Raw genomic sequence first — 17,623 nt, 5'->3', positions numbered from 1 at the left:
TCATCGCTCAAGGAGGAACAGGCATGAGCATACGCAAGCAATCACAGACGTTTTCAGATACTCCGCGCGACTATCAGAACTATATTGATGGTGCTTTTGTACCGGCTGGCAGCGAGTTGATTGAAGTTACCAATCCTGCCACTGGTGCATTGCTTGGCAGGATACCGGAAACAAGCGCCGATGATGTCGATGCGGCGGTGAAGGCCGCGCGTGCTGCGCAGGGCGCTTGGGAAAAGCTGCCCGCCATTGAACGTGCTAACTACCTGCGTAAGATTTCTGCCAAGCTGCGCGAACACCGTGTTGAGCTGGCTGATATTATCGTCAAGGAACAGGGTAAGGTCCGTGGCCTTGCACAAGTTGAGGTCGACTTTACCGCCGACTACATGGATTATATGGCGGAATGGGCGCGCCGGATTGAAGGCGAAGTGCTGACAAGCGACCGTCCGAATGAAACGATGCTGCTGCTGCGCAAGCCGGTTGGTGTGGTTGCGGGTATTCTTCCGTGGAACTTCCCGTTCTTTCTGATCGCACGTAAAATGGCACCTGCTCTGGTGACCGGCAATACGATTGTTATTAAGCCAAGTGAAGAGACGCCGCTTAACGCCTATGTTTTTGCTGAGCTTCTGGCGGAAACTGATCTGCCAAAGGGTGTGTTCAATCTGGTTGGCGGTCGTGGATGCGTCGCTGGCGAAGCACTTGCATCACATCCGGGTGTTGATCTCATCACCTTTACGGGCAGTGTGGCGACAGGCTCGCATATTATGCAGCTCGCTGGCAAAAACCTGACAAAGGTCAATCTTGAACTCGGTGGTAAGGCTCCAGCAATCGTGCTGAAGGATGCCGATCTCGATCTGGCCGCCAAAGCGATCTATGACTCGCGCGTTATCAATACGGGTCAGGTCTGTAACTGTGCTGAGCGTGTTTATGTTGAACGTCCGGTTCACGATGCGTTTGTCGCAAAGCTTCAGACCTTGTTCGAAAATACCCGTTATGGCGATCCATCGGTTGAAGATGATCTGCATATGGGACCGCTTGTTAATCAGGCTGGCCTTGATAAGGTTGCTCAGGCTGTCGATATGGCGCGTGCGCAGGGCGCAACAGTTGTGCTGGGTGGCAAAGTTGCCGATCGCGCTTCCGGTTTCCATTACGAGCCGACGCTGATTACGGGCGCTAAATCTGATATGAACATAATGCGCAAAGAGACCTTTGGTCCGGTGCTGCCGGTTCAGATTGTCGATAGCCTGGATGAGGCAATCGCATTGTCGAATGACTCCGATTATGGTCTGACCTCTTCAATCTACACGCGTGATCTTTCTGCGGCCATGCAGGCTTCGCGTGAGCTGAAGTTCGGCGAAACCTATATCAATCGCGAGAATTTTGAAGCTATGCAGGGCTTCCATGCTGGTCGACGCAAGTCAGGCATTGGCGGCGCTGACGGAAAGCACGGACTTTACGAATTTACTGTAACGCATGTCGTTTACATACAAAGCTGAAAAAGCCTGAAACTCTGAAACAACAGGGCCCGGGAGTTCAAGCGTCCCGGGCTTTTTACGAAAAGTGGCGGGTTTGATTCAAGGAAAAACCATGGAACAGAAACGGACAATCCTGATTTCCGGTGCTAATCGCGGCATCGGTGCTGCGACGGCGCAAGCATTTATGCATGCGGGCTGGAACGTGTCTCTCGGTATAAGAACCTCACACATGCCGGATTGGGCGGATGATGCGACCACACAGGTTCATGCCTATGACGCCAGCAAGCCTGAGACAGCAATGCTCTGGGCAGATGCCGCTGTCAAGCGGTTCGGTCGCATAGATGCTGTAGTTGCCAATGCAGGAATAATGGTTCGCAATTCGGTCATTGATGCAACGGATGATGAATTTACAGCATTGATGGATGTCAACGTCAATGGTCCGCGCTTGTTGGTGAAAGCGTGCTGGGATGAACTTGTGAAGACTGGCAGCGGTCGGGTTGTAGTTGTCGCGTCTCTTTCGGCAAAGCGCGTTAAATCTGCAATTTCCGGTGCTTATTCGGTATCGAAGTTTGCGGCATTGGGGCTTTCACATGCCATCCGACATGCTGGTTTTGACAGAGGTGTGCGCTCGACAGCTGTCTGCCCTGGTTTTGTCGCAACAGATATGGGCACACCGCTTGCATCAGCCTCCGATGAATTGACACGCCCTGAAGATGTTGCAAGCTCAATACTGCATATTGTCAGCCTGCCCAATAGCGCAAGTGTGTCAGAATTCTGGGTGAATAGTCTTTTAGATGATTCCTACTGATTACTTTCTAAAAATGCATTCCTGTCGCTGACAGTTCAACAGTTTATCTTGCGCCTGATTGATTACGATGACCGATAATGTCCATAGCAGAAGTCAGATGGACATTGCACAATATGATCCTGCTGTACTTTGTCGTCCGGCATGGAAAGCTACACATAGGTTTGGTGTCAAAAAACTGAAACAATCAGAGATTTAAGAAATTCGGCTCTTTCTGGAAGAAAGCGCACTGGACGACGCTCACAATAGCCGCTCTCTATTTCGACTTCTTGCACGCCGTTAGTCAGCTACCCACCCCATGCAGGTCAATATGAACGCTAGTTTGACGCGACCACATATGGCAAAATTCACCTTTTACCATATGTGGTATTGTCATAAATGCGTCAAAAAACCTAATAACAATCAATTACTTACAATGACACTCGATATAGCTCTCTCAAGAGCGGGAAAATCAGGAACATCCCGTGCCTCTCTGTCAACGATTAAGTGCGAAATTTCCTCAATTGAACAAAAAACCGAACGCGCTGGCGCGCTAATTTTGGAATGATCCGCTAGGATTATCGTCTTCGCCGAATTACGGACCATGGCGCGTGCGATTTCGGCCCCGTGGATGAAATGGTTCATTGCCCCTCGCTCTGGATCAATGCCCCAAGGTGCCAACAACGCCACATCAGCACGATAGCGATATATGTCGTTGATGGTTGATGCACCCCAGGTTTCGAGCGGGTCTTGGCGCACATCTCCAGATAGCAAATGCACCTTATAACGATGGTAGGAATCGCTTTCTTTTCCCGAGAGCAAACGTGCTACGTCGATCGAATTGGTCAGGATATTGAGCCCCGAAAGACCATGATAATTGGCCAGCACCTCCGCCATCACCGTCGTTGTGGTGCCAGCATCAATGAACACTGTCATTTCATTTGAAAGCAGATTGAGAGCCTCCATCGCAATGGCTTGCTTTTCAAGCAGCCGTTGGTGGACGCGTACATGAAAGTCTGTGTCTTCCTTTGCAAGCGGTACAGCACCACCGCGAACACGCTTCAATTTTCCTGCCTGCTCAAGCTCCATGAGATCGCGACGGATGGTTTCGCGCGAGACGCCAATTTCCTCGGTGATCTGGTCAATCGAGACACGGCCAAAAGCCGTGAGATAATCCACGATCTTCTTATGACGTTCGTCCTGCCACATGATCCAATCCACTCATTTCTTCGGCGCATCAAAAAACACAAAAAAACACATACGCCAACTATTGCCACATTTTTTATTTGTTGCTAGCTTTATTTAAGAGAAGTTGGGGAAATAATTATGTCAACGTCAGAAATAGATCACCTTGTCCGTTTCGCAGCTGCTTTAGCAGACATAGCACGCGAAACATTGGCTGTTGAACTGACGAGAAACGAGAACACAGTTTCTGATATTGAGGTGAAACCTGATCGCAGCTTGGTCACGAAGTACGACCGCGCCATAGAACACCGTCTGCGTGCAGAAATTCGTAAACACTATCCACATCACGGTATTATTGGTGAAGAAGAAGGCAGCGTCGGTGAACATGCAACGCATGTATGGGTTCTTGATCCAATCGACGGTACAGCCCCTTTCATTGTAGGCATTCCCGTCTGGGGAACACTCATTGCACTCGCAATTGATGGCGTACCGCAGGTTGGCGTGATTGATAATCCTGTACTCGATACACGATGGATAGGTGCAACAGGGCAAGCAACGGTGCTCAATGGCCGAGCCGCACGTTGCCGTCCATGTGCCAGCATCGAAACGGCTCTGATGACCAACTCTAACCAAGACTACATGTCAGTGGATCAGTTGCCTGCTCTTAACGCACTGCGCCGCCAAACCGCCAATCGCGTATACGGCGGCGCATGCCTGAACTACGGCAGACTCGCTGAAGGACGCACAGATCTCGCAATCGACGCTGGGCAGCAGATTTATGACTTCGCTCCCTATCGTCCGATTATCGAAGGTGCGGGTGGAAAAATTACGGACTGGAATGGCCAACCTCTAACTTTATCAAGCAACGGAACCATTCTTGCTGCAGGTGACGAGCGTTGTCATGAACAGGCACTGGAACTCGTCGAATCCAGCCTGAAAGAGGTTAACGCAGCTGCATAATCCACCAGCATTTCAAGCTGATAATTATAATGAAAATGGGAACTCAAATATGGGCATTAAAATTCAAACCCTTGATGTGACTTATGGGGAAGAAAACGTCATCTCCCAATTGTCGCTAGACATTCCGCAGGGTTGTTTTTTTACTCTTTTAGGTCCATCCGGCTGTGGCAAGACAACATTACTCCGCACCATTGCCGGGTTTGTAGCAGCGTCCAACGGCTCAATCCGCTTCGGTGATACAGACGTTACCAACCTACCACCACATAAGCGCAATATCGGGATGGTTTTTCAGGATTACGCGCTATTTCCAGATAAAACAGTTCAGCAGAACGTTGCTTACGGCCTGAGCGCGCGTGGTGAAAAAGGTGAAAGCGCCAAAGCTAAAATTGGCCAAGCACTTGAACGTGTTGGCCTAAGTCATCTCGCGCAGCGTCATCCGGCTGCATTATCAGGTGGCCAGCGCCAGCGTGTGGCCCTCGCCCGCGCGCTCGTCATCAAGCCAGCCGTTCTTTTAATGGATGAACCGCTGTCAAACTTGGATGCCAAGCTTCGCATCCAAATCCGCGAGACAATTTGCGAGCTACAGCGCGAAGATAACATCACTACCGTATTTGTTACACATGACCAGGAAGAAGCACTGGCTATGTCGGATCGCATCGGCGTCATGAACCGTGGTGCGCTTGAACAAATTGGAACGCCCAAACAAATTTATACGACACCGCGTACCAGCTATGTGGCTGACTTTGTCGGCTCGGCCAACTGTCTTCCGGTCGATGTGCGATCCTCACAAAATGACTATGCTGCTGTCTCGGTTGGTACGCAGATAATCAATGCAACTGACCAGCGCACCGACAAATCAGGCCAAAGCGGCATCCTCATTCTTCGGCCCGAAAATCTACATATCTCTACAACACGCCCAGATGGCCAGCAGGCAATCTCCGGCGTGATCCGCAGTCGTCAATACCTCGGCACCAAAACAAGTTATCGGCTCGATATTTCTGACAATCAGCAACTCGTTGCCGAATTGCATGGTCCGAACCACGATGCCTTCGGGTTGGGTGATCAGATCCATGTAACGGTAAATCCGGATCAGGCACTGGTGATTGCATCATGAAAAAATCACTACAAACACTCTGGTTCTGGTTAAGCCTGCTAGCTCTGGCACTGTTATGTGTCTTTATTCTGTATCCTCTACTAACCATTCTCAGTGCCAGTTTCGTAGGCGAAGGCCCGAATGGCTGGATGCGTCTCTTAGAAAATCCACGCTATATCGCAGCAATACAGAACACACTTATACTGGCCTCCGTCGTCACAATATTCTGCACTATAATTGGTGTTCCGTTAGCATATGTGACAGCTCGCTATAGCTTTCCGGGCAAATGGCTCATCGCTCTTTTGCCATTGATTACGCTGGTACTGCCTGAAGTCATTGCAGCCCAAACCTGGCTCATGATGTTGGGTAACAACGGTTTAGTGACGAGGTTTCTGAAGGGTTACGGCATTCTCTTACCAAGCTTCTATGGCTGGTTCGGCCTCATCGTCTCCATGAGCTTCATCTATTACACCTACATCTACATTGGTGTTGTCGCAGCAATTGGAAAGTTCGATGTGCAGCTCGAAGAAGCCGCTCAATCCCTAGGAACAAGCCCAGCAAAATCCCGCTTGCGCGTCATGTTACCGGTCATTTTGCCGACAGTTCTTGCCTCGGCCCTGCTTGTTTTCACAATGGTCGTCGGAAACTTTGCAATCTCGATGATCTTGAGCCACCGACTGCCATTACTTTCGGTTGTCACCTATCAGGCAGCAGTCGCAGAAGGCGCGAGCGACATCACCATGCAGTCGACACTTGCCAGCGTCTCAGTGCTAATCGTGATGCTCGTACTGTTTTGTAACCGGTTCGTGGTGTCACGTGGACGTTTCGAAATCGTGCAGGGACGCGGAGCGAAGCCTGTTCCATTGCGAGGATTAAAAGGGCTACTGGTCGCGGTAAGTGCAGGATTTATCGTTATCGTATCACTATTGCCACTTTGCGTAATCGTCGTTGGCGCTTTCACCGCATCGCGTGGGCCTGTGATGCAATGGGGCAATTGGACATTTTCAAACATCGCTCGCGTCTTTGTCACCGCCCCTCAGCCACTCGTGAACTCCCTCACCTATGCAGCAACGGCTACGTTAATATCGATCATCTTTAGCGCCGTAGTCAGTTATCTGGTCGTGAAAAAACCAAATCTGATCACTCCAGTAATTGATTACATATCAGCCATCCCACTTGCCTTGTCTGGCACGGTTTTGGGTGTTGGCCTGCTGGCAACGTTCCATGGCGGCTGGCTACCATTATCTGGCACAGCGATGATCATTGTTTTGGCCTATGTTGTACGCCGGATGCCGTTCGGTATGCGCAACTCACAGGCTATTTTGCAGAACATTCCAAATTCGATTGAGGAAGCATCAATCAGCCTCGGTGTTCCGCCAGTACGATCCTTTTTCAAAGTTGTACTTCCTATGATGTTGCCGGCCATTGCTTCCGCTGCAATCCTGACATGGACAACAACGGTAGCTGAACTATCAGCGTCCATTCTGGTCTATTCCGGCGGGCGGGAAACACTACCAATTCAGGTTTTCCGACTGCTTGATTCCGGCCTCATGGCTTATGCGTCAGCCTATGGTCTGGTGTTGGTAACTGTCATTCTCGTACCAATCATCATCGCCACCAAACTGTTCCGGATCGATGTTTTTGCTTCAAAATAAACCGACGAAGCAGGTCAACTGCTCAATAACTTCATCAAATGCGAGGAAACTATGAAACTATCTTCTTATCTCTTAGCCGGTTCTATGTCGCTTGGCCTCACCTTGCCTGCATTGGCAAGTGACCCTGTTCTCTACACATCAAACCCTGTTCAGGCCTATGAAGCCGTTCAGGCCGTTGTGAAAGAGAAGACCGGGCAAAACCTCGGCGTGATCACCGGAGGTTCCGGTGTTTTGCTGCGACGCGCAGAAGCAGAGGCATCAGCACCTCAAAGTGACATTTTCTGGTCTTCATCCGCCAACACCCTCGGCGCTTATGAAAAACTGTTTGAGCCTTATAAGGCATCAGCACTCGAAGCTATTCCACAAAACCTGCATTACAGTGGCGATCTATTTATTCCTGCTAATGTTCACCTGGTGACAATGTTAGTAAACTCCGATCAGTTACAACGCAATTCAGCTCCAAAAACATGGGCTGATCTGGCCAAACCAGAATGGAAAGGCAAGATTATCATGCCTGATCCTGTCAACAGCTCGACTGGTTACACCATTGCATGGGGTCTTTCAAAACTGCTTGATGAAGACACGTTTAAGGCTGTTGCAGCCAATATTGTGACATCAGGTGCGGCATCCAATGTGCCCAAAGGCACAGCAATGGGAGAATACACGATTGGCCTCACGTTTGAAGCCACGGCCTATCCTTACATCGACGGCGGGCAAGAAGAATTATCGCTGGTGTATCCATCAGAAGGCACATTCATGACGCCTGAATTCGCAGGTCTGTTCAAGAATGCCCCCAGCGGCGAGAATGCTAAGAAAGCGCTCGACAGCTTGCTTTCAAAGGAAGCACAAATTGAGCTCTTGAAGGTCGCATTCCGTCGCCCAAGCCGCAACGATATCAAAGTATCTGAATTCGTTGAACTCCCGGAGCTAGCCGAGGTGAAAGTTTTTGAGCTTGATGAGGCCGACGCTGCCAAAAACCGCGACGCATTTCTAGCCGAATGGGCCAAGTTGCCTAAAGCTGGTGATCTACCGCAGTAGAAAATCTTAATCAAAAAAGCTGCCCTACCCACCGATCTCATACGAATATGTAAGTAAGTGGGAGGGCAGCGAAGACATGCCCTTCGTTCAAAATTTTGTGCTTTTGGGCGTCAGTTTTCCATCAATAATATTTGATACATGATCCGCAGCATCTCGTATAGGATCTGGTGCTAAATGTGCATACCTCTGAGTTGTTTGCGACTGACTATGGCCTAACAATTTCCCCACTAAGTATAGGCTTTGTCCCGTTGAAACGGCCGTACTTGCGAAATTATGTCGAAGATCATGGATACGCAGGTCATGCAAATCTGCTTCGCAACGAATGTCATTCCATATCTTTTGAATACTGATTGGCTTATCCCCTCCCACTGATGAAGGGAAAATCAGTGGTGAGCCAGCGACTTTTGGGAGCGATTTTATCAATGATAATGCACTGTCACCTAGGTGCACTACTTTTTGGCCAGTTTTACTATCTGGTAATTTCGCTATTCGGCGTTCGAAATCAATCCCATGACCATTGCAGAGTTAGCGCCTCGTTCCTTCTACATCCCGTCATGGAGAGGAACCTTATCGCGGCTACAGCAAATATGCTTACCCCCTTCTTTTCCGCTGAATCGAGAGCTTTTCCCAGTCGGTCCAATTCCTCAGGAGTTAAGTACCTATCATGAGTTTTTAGCTTAAACTACTTCGTGCCCAAGGCTGGATTATCAGCACGATATCCATTCTCAACAGCAAACGTCAACATTGACGATAACAAGCCTAACGTCCGATTAGCAGCTCCCTTCCCACCGGTAACTCGGGCTAGCCCTATGGCCTTCGTTTTGACTCTTGCCGCGGTTTTGCCGGTAGCAACGTCGTTGATGAATTTTTGAATATCCACTCGATGAATGTCTTTTACTTTAATTCGCCCGAATAATGGCGCTATGTGCCAAGCCATCAGCCCCTTTTCATTTGCAACGGTAACAGGCTTTTTATGAGCGCAAGCGATTTCCCAATAGATATTACCCAGCTCTTCGATGGTAATGTCATTGCGACGCGACCGTTTCTCTTCGTACGGATCAACTCCTTTAACAATTTCCCCAAGCAGGCGTTTTGCTTCGTCACGAGTTGCATCCGCGGACCATGGGGCTCCAAAAGCTCCGATCGTAAATCGCTTTAAACTTCCGTTAAGGCGGGATTGGAGAACAAATATCTTTTTTCCAGCTGGTGTAACTTTAACGCCAAATCCTTTGAGCTCGTCATCCCAATGAAGAACATCTTTGCTGATTGGTTCGATTCCATCGACGTTGCGCTTTGTTAGTTTCATTACTTTGCCCTGATTGCTAGCAATCAAATAGCAATCAATTGAACGGGAATTGCAAGGATTTATGATGATGCAGGAGGACGTTGATTATCGCTAACTAACTGTTTTCGTTATCACCAGTGACATACAGAGAAATACAGTGATCATGCGCTGCACTTTTCGTAATGATGGGGTCAGCAGTTCGAGTCTGCTAAGCGGCACCACTTTTCAAAACAAAACCAATGCAGTAGCTTAGATAAAGTTTATTGGTATTCATTGTTGTGTTTCGCGGAACCATTTCGGGGTAACGCAATCGATGCATCATTTATGGAACCATCCCCAAATCTTAAGGCTGTTTTCGTATAGCGATGCGATACCGACTATGACAGCGAGAATGGTTATAGCGAGCCACTTCATGACATGCCCCATGGTTCGCACTGTCGCGTAAAAGTTAATAGCATCTTCTAGATTGTCGATGTCGTCATCATCAAGCTTGGAAAGGAATGATTTGGTGCGCTCAGGTAATTCCACCATTTTGTGAGCGGTAGGAACTTCATTATCCATTGGCGTCATGCCTTCCACCCGCACAGCTTCGCACCCTTCTCATTGTGTGCGAGCATGGCATATACTTCCTGATTGGTCATTGTGGACAATATGGAGGCCGACGGAAGCAACAGACTTGCGACGAGACAGAACGAGCCTTGCGGACTGGCGCAAGCTGATAATGCAACGAATACTGCCAGCGTAATCACCTTGACCATTTTGACAGCCTTTCGCGGTTCTTGTCTGGCTCGCGACCCGATACGGCGGCGTCTATCTCATCAGCCACAGAGCGGGCGGTGGCACTTTCGTTTGTCTGCCTCGTCTTCTCTACGCCTTTGCCGTCAGCGCGCCCCTTGAGATACAGACCAAATGCCCCGCCAATAGCGAGGACAACATAAGCCACCCATTCATTTGAAGCGGCGACAAGGCCAATAATTGCTTCAAGCATGATCTGTTTCTCCTACCTTGTATCGCAGAAGGCGGGACTTATTGTTTATGCGGCCGCGATCAATCAGCCACCAGCCGAAGACAATCAAATTGATAACGATGCCGATATGTGCATCAGCGCCAGCATCATCGATGCCAGCCGCATGTAACCAGCCCCCCCCTGCAACTTGAAGTATCTGCCGTATGACCGGGATGAACAGAGCAATGTCCATCACTTGCCCTTTACAAAGAATGTAAAGATTACGTTGAAGAAGTTGGCCCAGAAGCTGGTTGCTGGTTTCGAAACCGGAATATCGGTTTCTGGCACAGCGGGTGACGTTGTATTACCAGTCTCCTTCACCTGATCGAGAGTGTTTTCAATCTTGGTAGGCGTGACCAGTGCCTTATTCAGCGGGCCGCCGATGTAGTAGCTCTGACCGCGTGTCAGATCGCGGTGTGCGCCCTTGGTTGCGACCAGAACCGGGAATGACGCCTACTCCTGCGCAAGCCGCTTGCCGAACTTAGTGCGGCTGATCTTTCCGGCGATGAAATCGTTATGCCCGCGACGAATGAGCAAGTGATAGCCGAGGCGATCCTGCAAGTCTGGATCAAACACCTGCGTACCTCGCAAGCCAAGCTCCTGAGCCAACCATTGCAATGTGGCTTTCATGAACTGGTAGCGACCAGACGCGGACGACTTAAAGCGCTTAGTGAATGAGGCCTGCGCGTCAATCAGCTCGCCAAGCGTCATACTTGTGACCTGTTTGGGCAGCTTGTTTTGATTATGACCATAGATCACGTCATATGATGCAAGCCCTGTGCTGCCAACTTCCGTCTGTGCGATGAAGTCAAGTAAGAGGGCTGCTCCGGCTGGTACGGTTCGATCCATGATGTTTCCTTCGTCAAATGGAAATCTACAGCCGCCCCGAAGGACGGCTGTAGATTTCCATTTGAAGGGCGAAAGACTGAGGGACTTGCTATCCAATATCTTTATCGCGAGGAATCGGACCCCACTGGCCTGTTTTTGTAAGGTTCATCCAAGCGCCTATTGAATTGCGCTTTGTACGGCTCACTAGCCTTATGGACTCACGCCAGATTAGCTTAGCAAATGAGGGACGGCTTTTACGAGGCCTGTTTCCTCCAATGGTACTTTGCAAACCTGACTGCCAGCATATAGCTGGTGTAATCTGATAAATATTCAGCTGGTTAAACGGGCCATCATCTGGATCAAAAAGAAAATGATCAACAGGGGCTGGTACTTTGTCCATCAGTTTGATCAGACGTTGTGCAGCTATTCGAGAAATGATGTATCCGCCAGTTTGTAAATGCCGCGATAATAAACGCGTTACTGCGTACGGGCCTTCTGTCGAAACGGGTCGAGAAATAAGCACCTCGTAACCGTACGCATCAATTTTCACAATTTCGGCCTCCGTAGGAATCCACTTATATGATGATAAAAGCCGTGCAGCGCCATTGCTAAATGTCACATCATCTTCAAAAATGGCGGTGAACTCGTCTTCGCTTTCAGCGGCTTTCGCAATGCATCTGCGATGCGATAGGAAACAGCCTATCTCGGTAGGACCAAGAGGAATTGGCCAGTTTTTGCTTAGCTTAATACATGATGCTAATTCCGCTTCGGACAACGCCCGCCCATCAACAGCCTCAACTCTTTCAAACCGCAGGCCATGCTTTTCAAATTGAGCAGCCATAAATTCGAGCCTATCCCGGCTGCGATCTAGATTAATGAGATAGCAATTCATTGAAGCCCCTTTTCGTGGTCTTCAAATAAGGGGCTTCAAAGTTTTAGTCAATTACGCGAGTTGCCCTGTCGGTATCCATAAAGCGTCGATTTCGTCGGGTGGCAGACCAAACATGGCCCCGAAAATATCTACCCAGGGATTAATTCGCTCCGCATACTGTCCATGATCGAAGAAGTCCTTGGCTTCTTCTCTCAAATCGCGATCTGCGATCAACTCGATCTTTGCGTAGATATCTTCCGCATAGATACCGTCTGGAACAGCTTCTGTTCGAACGACCCGCAACTTTGCCATTAAGGTCAGGCGCTGGAGATAAACAAACTTTACCGCACTTTTCAGATCGGTCAATGTAGTTGGGTCGTTTGCCTTCAGCCGCTCAAACTCGCGTCGGCTGGTAATCTAGAAGCGAAGCGTGTCCATGAACTGCGGATAATGTCGTTGCAGGATACGAAACAGTTTCACCAAATCACCGGAGCGATCATTGATGAGCTCGGCCCGTGGTGCTGATGTTCGCGTGAATAACACGCCATCATCTCAGCGAAACAACACATATGGCAAAAGTCAGAATTTGTCGTATGTCTACTCGAGATCTAAGAATCTATTTTCATGCAATCATAGAACCCGTTTTCTCATGTGCTTTTAACTATCATGATCGGTTAAAGCTCTCGATAATTACTATGGACATTGTGGGATTCACGAGCGTTAAAACATCTATACGACAAATTCCTTACGGGGGCGCCAAACATGCCATTCCATCTAACATGTTAGTCAAATATTTTTTAACAATCAATTATATTGACTCCATCGATTAGCTCTTGATAAAGAAGCGTAGAGCTGTGGAGGAGCTTGTCTCATCGGCGGCACAATATGTAGCTGATGGAGACCTCAAGCATGTTTAAAACAAATCAACTCAAGGCTCGCCTATTGGCGGGAGAGGTCGCATTCGGTTGCTGGGTGGCTGGCGGATCTGTTACCGCTGCCGAAGTTCTGGGCCATATCGGATTTGACTTCCTCCTTCTTGATCACGAGCATGGTGTCGGCGATGCTGCCACAATCGTTGATGAGCTGCGCGCCGTTGCAGGCACCCCAACGCCCGCGATTGTCCGTGTTCCGTGGAACGACCATGTTTATCTGAAGCGCATTCTCGATGCTGGCGTTCAATCGGTCATGATCCCATCCGTGGAGAATGTTGAAGAGGCTCGCTCTGCGATCGCTGGCTGCTATTACCCACCACATGGACGCCGTGGTTATGCGGCAGGCGTAGTGCGCGCCTCGACCTATGGCCTTGTTCCAGACTACATTCATAAGGCAAATGAGAACCTTCTGACAATTTGTCAGGTCGAGTCGGCGGCAGCTGTCGAACAGATTGACGCTATCTGTGCAATTGAAGGTCTTGATTGCGTCTTCATCGGCGTTAACGATCTGGCCGGATCAATCGGCAAGCTGGAACAGACGGATGATCCGGCAGTTCGTGCGCTGGTCAAGAAGGCCGAAGATGCCATTTTGCGTTCCGGAAAAATCATGGGGACTGTTCCTAACGCAGGTGCCTCAGTCGCAGATCTGGTTGAACGCGGATACCGTATCATCGCAGGACCCCATGACATCGCTCTTCTACGCGACGCAGCAAAAAGTGCTCTGGATGCATATAAAGGTATCAAGAGCTCATCTGCGTCCCAGGCAAGCGATCAGAAACTGCGCGCGTATTGATGACGATATGACGCCATTAGGCGGCACTCGGAATCTGCAAACATCACTGTCATATCTCTGAAAGACTACCCCATGTCCATCCAACGTCTTGCGCCGCGCATGAGCGTCATCGGCGCCTCTCCGACCGCCGAAATTTCCAATAAAGTCCGCGCTTTGCGTGCAGCAGGTTTCGACGTCGTAAACCTCGGTGAAGGTGAACTCGATTTCGCTACGCCAAAAGCCATCGCCGATGCGGGCATGGAAGCCATTCGCAATGGCGAAACAAAGTACACCGCCGTATCAGGCACAGCAGCTCTCAAGGCGGCAATAATTCATAAGTTCAAGTCGGAAAACAACCTGACTTATGAACCAAATCAAATCATCGCTGGTGCAGGTGCAAAGCAGCTGATTTTCAATGCGTTCTTCGCAACTCTGGATGACGGTGATGAAGTTATCATCCCGGCACCTTACTGGGTTTCTTACCCTGATATGATCCGTCTTGCTGGTGGCGTACCGGTTTCCGTCGCAACAAAGCGCAGCAACCGCTGGATCTTGCAGCCAGAAGAACTCGAAGCTGCCATTACCCCTAAAACCCGATGGGTTATTCTGAACTCGCCAAGCAATCCAACTGGTGCTGTTTACTCCAAGGATGAACTCAAAGCGTTAACTGATGTGCTTCTGCGCCATCCAAATGTACTTGTTATGGCCGATGACATTTATGAACATGTTATCTATCAAGGCACTTTTGAAACGCCAGCGGCTGTAGAGCCAGCCCTTTATGATCGCACACTGACGATCAACGGCGTATCAAAAGGCTTCTCCATGACTGGCTGGCGGCTGGGCTATTCCGGCGGTCCTGCCTGGTTGGTTTCGGCAATGGAAATGTTGCAGTCCCAGAGCACCGCGCACCCATCATCCGTCAGTCAGGGAGCCGCAGTCGTGGCGCTCAATGGCGGTCATGATTTCATGCCAGAGTGGCTTCACATTCTGGGTGAACGCCGCGCAATCGCAATGGACATGATCGCTAAGGCTGATGGCCTTGAAGCCGATGCCCCGGAAGGCGCGTTTTATGTTTTTGCAGATTGCTCAGCACTGTTCGGTCGTAAAACAGCAGACGGCAAGGTAATCACAAGCGATCTCGACGTTGCGTCTTACCTTCTGGATGAAGCCCATGTCGGCGTTGTTCATGGCGATGCTTTTGGCATGCCGGGCCACATCCGTTTTGCATATGCAGTAGCAACTGAAACCCTGCGTGGGGCGTGTGAACGCGTCGTCGCGGCAGTCAATAAGCTCCAGAAATAACATCTTCAAATTTTCAACAGGCGGTTCTGCACTGTCTGTTGAAGGACCTTCTCAACTTAAATTGGCTCTTTGAGCCAGATAAACAGGGTGAAACAATGAAAAAGGTTCTACTTAGCACTGTAATGGGAATGATTGCCGCGACAGCTGCAACGTCCATGTCTTCAGCATCCACTTTGTCGGATGTGAAGACACGTGGCGTTTTGCATTGCGGCGTCAACAGCGGGCTTGCTGGTTTTGCGGCACCCAATGACAAAGGCGAATGGTCCGGTTTTTCCGTCGATTATTGTAAAGCGGTAGCAGCTGCTGTCTTGGGCGATGCGACAAAGGTAAAGTACATTCCTTTGACCTCTAAAGAACGCACACCTGCGCTCCAGTCTGGCGAAGTAGACCTGCTCTCGCGTGAAACCACCTGGACAATCAGCCGCGATACAGCACTTGGTTTCAACTTCCGCCCCGTCAATTTCTATGATGGTCAGGGCTTCATGGTCCGCAAAGACCTTGGCGTGAAATCGGCGCTCGATCTGGATGGCGCTTCGGTCTGCTTGCAGACTGGAACCACCACTGAAATGAATGTGGCGGATTACTTCCGCGCCAATAAAATCAACTATGAGCCAATCGTTTTCGAAAAGCAGGAAGAAGTCGACGGTGCTTATGCAGCAGGCCGCTGCGATGTTTACACGACCGACCAATCGGCGCTGTACTCGCTGCGTTTGGCTTTGAAAGATCCCGACAACCACGTAATTCTGCCAGAAATCATCTCGAAAGAACCACTTGGCCTTGTTGTTCGCCATGGTGATGATCAGTGGTTCGACATTGTAAGCTGGGTTCACTACGCTCTGATCAACGCTGAAGAATTCGGCATTACACAGGCCAACGTCGAGGAAATGAAGCAGTCTGTAAATCCGGATATTCAGCGTTTCCTTGGCGTTGAAACTGGTAACAAGATCGGTGCAGATCTTGGCCTCGACAATGGATGGTCTGAGAGCACGATCAAAAGCGTAGGCAATTACGGCGAAATCTTCGAACGTAATCTTGGCAAAGATAGTCCGCTGAAAATTGATCGTGGCCTGAACCAATTGTGGAACAAGGGCGGCATCCAGTATGCCCCACCTGTTCGCTAAGAAACGCACCACCACATCAGGAAGAGCGCCAATGCGCTCTTCCTCCTATCTGCCTGGCATAGATTTGGGGTCCTTCCACCAAAACTTATTCAGGACGCGCCTGACTTTGGGAGGGAGTTAATCCATGGCTGAAAACGTCATGACTAAAGACGTTGGTCCAGACAAAAAACTGCGCTCCATGAACGATCCAAAATTTCGGGGCCAACTATTCCAGATAGCTGTGCTCATCTGTCTTGTTGCGGCAGCATATTGGATTGTCTCAAACACGATTGCAAACTTGCAGCGCGCGAACATTGCATCCGGTTTTGGCTTTCTCGAAGGTCGCGCAGGCTTCGATATCTCACAGGCATTAATACCATTTTCAAGCGACTCCACTTATGGACGCGCGCTTCTTGTGGGTTTTCTCAATACGCTGCTGGTGGCTGCCACCGGCATTGTCGCCGCAACTATTCTGGGCTTTTTGATTGGAATTGGACGACTATCCAACAATTGGCTGATCGCAAAATTATGCACAGTATATGTTGAGGTGTTCCGTAATATTCCGCCACTACTGATCGTCTTCTTCTGGTATGTCGGCGTCATTTCGATCCTGCCACAGATCCGGCAGTCGATTGAACTCCCTTTCTCAGTTTTCATCAACAATCGCGGCATTTCATTTCCGAAGCCCGACTTTGGTGGTGCCGGCGCCTGGGTTTTCACCGCTTTCATCATCGCTATTCTGGCTAGTATTGCGATTGGATTTTACTCGCGCAACAAACAGGCTGCGACGGGCAAGCGTTTGCCTGTTCTTTGGATAACAGTGGCTTTACTCCTTGCCTTGCCAACGCTCACAATGCTTATAGGAGGCGGAGCACTGTCTTTTGAGCTGCCGGAACTTGGGCGCTTTCGCCTCCAAGGCGGCATGACTCTTGGACCAGAATTTTTGTCGCTGTTCCTGTCCCTATCTTTTTATACTGCCGCATACATTGCTGAGATTGTTAGGTCCGGTATCGTTGGAATTAGCAAAGGCCAGACAGAAGCTGCACATGCATTGGGACTTTCTCCCTCGCTGACTACTCGTCTTGTTGTTATACCCCAAGCTATGCGGATCATCATTCCTCCGCTCACAAGCCAATATCTCAACCTGATGAAAGATTCCTCACTCGCCATTGCTGTTGGCTATGCCGATATCGTCTCTATCGGCGGAACAATCATGAACCAGACGGGACAGGCAATCGAAGTCATTACAATATGGGCAATCGTATTCGTATCGCTGAGCCTGACGGCTTCTGCCTTCATGAACTGGTTCAACACAAAAGTGGCGCTGAAGGAGCGGTAAA

The 17,623-nt window shown here is 49.6% G+C and carries 18 protein-coding genes and 1 pseudogene; 10 read left to right on the top strand and 9 right to left on the bottom strand.

The window, feature by feature from the left end; genetic code table 11:
* The first annotated feature begins 23 nt into the window (after window positions 1–23).
* Both aldA and RI570_RS13340 read left to right on the top strand, forming a co-directional pair.
* On the top strand, window positions 24–1,493 hold the full coding sequence (aldA, locus tag RI570_RS13345; protein WP_313829044.1) for an aldehyde dehydrogenase: 1,470 nt from the start codon (window positions 24–26) through the stop codon (window positions 1,491–1,493).
* A 91-nt stretch (window positions 1,494–1,584) separates the two neighbouring features.
* Window positions 1,585–2,280 (top strand): SDR family NAD(P)-dependent oxidoreductase, encoded by a 696-nt coding sequence (locus RI570_RS13340; protein ID WP_313829043.1) that lies wholly within the window; start codon window positions 1,585–1,587, stop codon window positions 2,278–2,280.
* Window positions 2,281–2,679: 399 nt separating this feature from the next.
* Here RI570_RS13340 and RI570_RS13335 read toward each other — a convergent pair whose 3' ends face one another.
* A complete protein-coding gene (locus tag RI570_RS13335) occupies window positions 2,680–3,465 on the bottom strand; it encodes a DeoR/GlpR family DNA-binding transcription regulator (protein ID WP_313829042.1) in 786 nt (261 codons plus the stop codon).
* Window positions 3,466–3,582: 117 nt separating this feature from the next.
* Here RI570_RS13335 and RI570_RS13330 point away from each other — a divergent pair, with 117 nt between their 5' ends.
* The 4 genes from RI570_RS13330 to RI570_RS13315 are packed head-to-tail and all read left to right on the top strand — an operon-like array spanning window position 3,583 to window position 8,187.
* Window positions 3,583–4,401 carry an inositol monophosphatase family protein gene (locus tag RI570_RS13330; RefSeq protein ID WP_313829041.1) on the top strand — a complete coding sequence of 273 codons (819 nt, stop codon included), beginning with the start codon at window positions 3,583–3,585 and terminating at the stop codon, window positions 4,399–4,401.
* Between the two features lie 49 nt (window positions 4,402–4,450).
* Window positions 4,451–5,515 (top strand): ABC transporter ATP-binding protein, encoded by a 1,065-nt coding sequence (locus RI570_RS13325; protein WP_313829040.1) that lies wholly within the window; start codon window positions 4,451–4,453, stop codon window positions 5,513–5,515.
* The gene (locus RI570_RS13320) at window positions 5,512–7,149 is read left to right on the top strand and encodes an iron ABC transporter permease (protein ID WP_313829039.1); all 1,638 of its coding nucleotides are present in this window, start codon (window positions 5,512–5,514) and stop codon (window positions 7,147–7,149) included. The genes RI570_RS13325 and RI570_RS13320 overlap by 4 nt, the downstream gene beginning before the upstream one ends.
* Window positions 7,150–7,200: 51 nt before the next feature.
* Window positions 7,201–8,187 (top strand): extracellular solute-binding protein, encoded by a 987-nt coding sequence (locus tag RI570_RS13315; RefSeq protein WP_313829037.1) that lies wholly within the window; start codon window positions 7,201–7,203, stop codon window positions 8,185–8,187.
* 87 nt (window positions 8,188–8,274) lie between these two features.
* Here the strand turns inward: RI570_RS13315 and RI570_RS21685 are convergent, their stop codons facing one another.
* The 8 genes and pseudogenes from RI570_RS21685 to RI570_RS13280 all read right to left on the bottom strand — a co-directional run.
* Complete coding sequence (locus tag RI570_RS21685) at window positions 8,275–8,694, bottom strand: site-specific integrase (protein ID WP_409558694.1); 420 nt, start codon at window positions 8,692–8,694, stop codon at window positions 8,275–8,277.
* Window positions 8,695–8,869: 175 nt separating this feature from the next.
* Entirely contained in the window at window positions 8,870–9,493 is a 624-nt protein-coding gene (locus RI570_RS13310; RefSeq protein ID WP_313829036.1) for an integrase arm-type DNA-binding domain-containing protein, read from the bottom strand.
* Window positions 9,494–9,790: 297 nt separating this feature from the next.
* Window positions 9,791–10,033: a hypothetical protein gene (locus tag RI570_RS13305; RefSeq protein WP_313830038.1), complete on the bottom strand. Its 243-nt coding sequence runs from the start codon at window positions 10,031–10,033 to the stop codon at window positions 9,791–9,793.
* Between the two features lie 184 nt (window positions 10,034–10,217).
* Window positions 10,218–10,460, bottom strand: coding sequence for a hypothetical protein (locus RI570_RS13300; protein ID WP_313829035.1), 243 nt, complete (start codon window positions 10,458–10,460; stop codon window positions 10,218–10,220).
* Window positions 10,453–10,671, bottom strand: coding sequence for a hypothetical protein (locus RI570_RS13295; RefSeq protein ID WP_313829034.1), 219 nt, complete (start codon window positions 10,669–10,671; stop codon window positions 10,453–10,455). Before RI570_RS13295 ends, RI570_RS13300 begins: the two co-directional genes overlap by 8 nt.
* A gap of 260 nt (window positions 10,672–10,931) precedes the next feature.
* Window positions 10,932–11,327, bottom strand: a complete 396-nt coding sequence (locus RI570_RS13290; RefSeq protein WP_313829033.1) for a hypothetical protein — start codon at window positions 11,325–11,327, stop codon at window positions 10,932–10,934.
* A gap of 88 nt (window positions 11,328–11,415) precedes the next feature.
* Window positions 11,416–12,198, bottom strand: a complete 783-nt coding sequence (locus RI570_RS13285) for a glycosyltransferase family 25 protein (protein ID WP_313829031.1) — start codon at window positions 12,196–12,198, stop codon at window positions 11,416–11,418.
* A gap of 268 nt (window positions 12,199–12,466) precedes the next feature.
* Window positions 12,467–12,720 (bottom strand): annotated as a pseudogene (locus tag RI570_RS13280) (DNA adenine methylase); the annotation flags it as partial.
* A gap of 366 nt (window positions 12,721–13,086) precedes the next feature.
* On the opposite strand from RI570_RS13280, the gene RI570_RS13275 reads away from it, so the two are divergent.
* The 4 genes from RI570_RS13275 to RI570_RS13260 all read left to right on the top strand — a co-directional run bounded on the left by RI570_RS13275 (window position 13,087) and on the right by RI570_RS13260 (window position 17,622).
* A complete protein-coding gene (locus RI570_RS13275) occupies window positions 13,087–13,902 on the top strand; it encodes an aldolase/citrate lyase family protein (RefSeq protein WP_313829030.1) in 816 nt (271 codons plus the stop codon).
* Window positions 13,903–13,974: 72 nt separating this feature from the next.
* Window positions 13,975–15,183, top strand: a complete 1,209-nt coding sequence (locus RI570_RS13270; protein WP_313829029.1) for a pyridoxal phosphate-dependent aminotransferase — start codon at window positions 13,975–13,977, stop codon at window positions 15,181–15,183.
* 95 nt (window positions 15,184–15,278) lie between these two features.
* Window positions 15,279–16,304 carry a transporter substrate-binding domain-containing protein gene (locus RI570_RS13265; protein WP_313829028.1) on the top strand — a complete coding sequence of 342 codons (1,026 nt, stop codon included), beginning with the start codon at window positions 15,279–15,281 and terminating at the stop codon, window positions 16,302–16,304.
* 124 nt (window positions 16,305–16,428) lie between these two features.
* The gene (locus tag RI570_RS13260) at window positions 16,429–17,622 is read left to right on the top strand and encodes an amino acid ABC transporter permease (RefSeq protein ID WP_313829027.1); all 1,194 of its coding nucleotides are present in this window, start codon (window positions 16,429–16,431) and stop codon (window positions 17,620–17,622) included.
* Window position 17,623: the final 1 nt, after the last annotated feature.

Source organism: Brucella pseudogrignonensis, assembly GCF_032190615.1.
Classification (GTDB): Bacteria; Pseudomonadota; Alphaproteobacteria; order Rhizobiales; family Rhizobiaceae; genus Brucella; species Brucella pseudogrignonensis_B.
The sequence above is the reverse complement of the archived record's forward strand: the minus strand, read 5'-3'. Positions and strand labels throughout refer to the sequence as shown.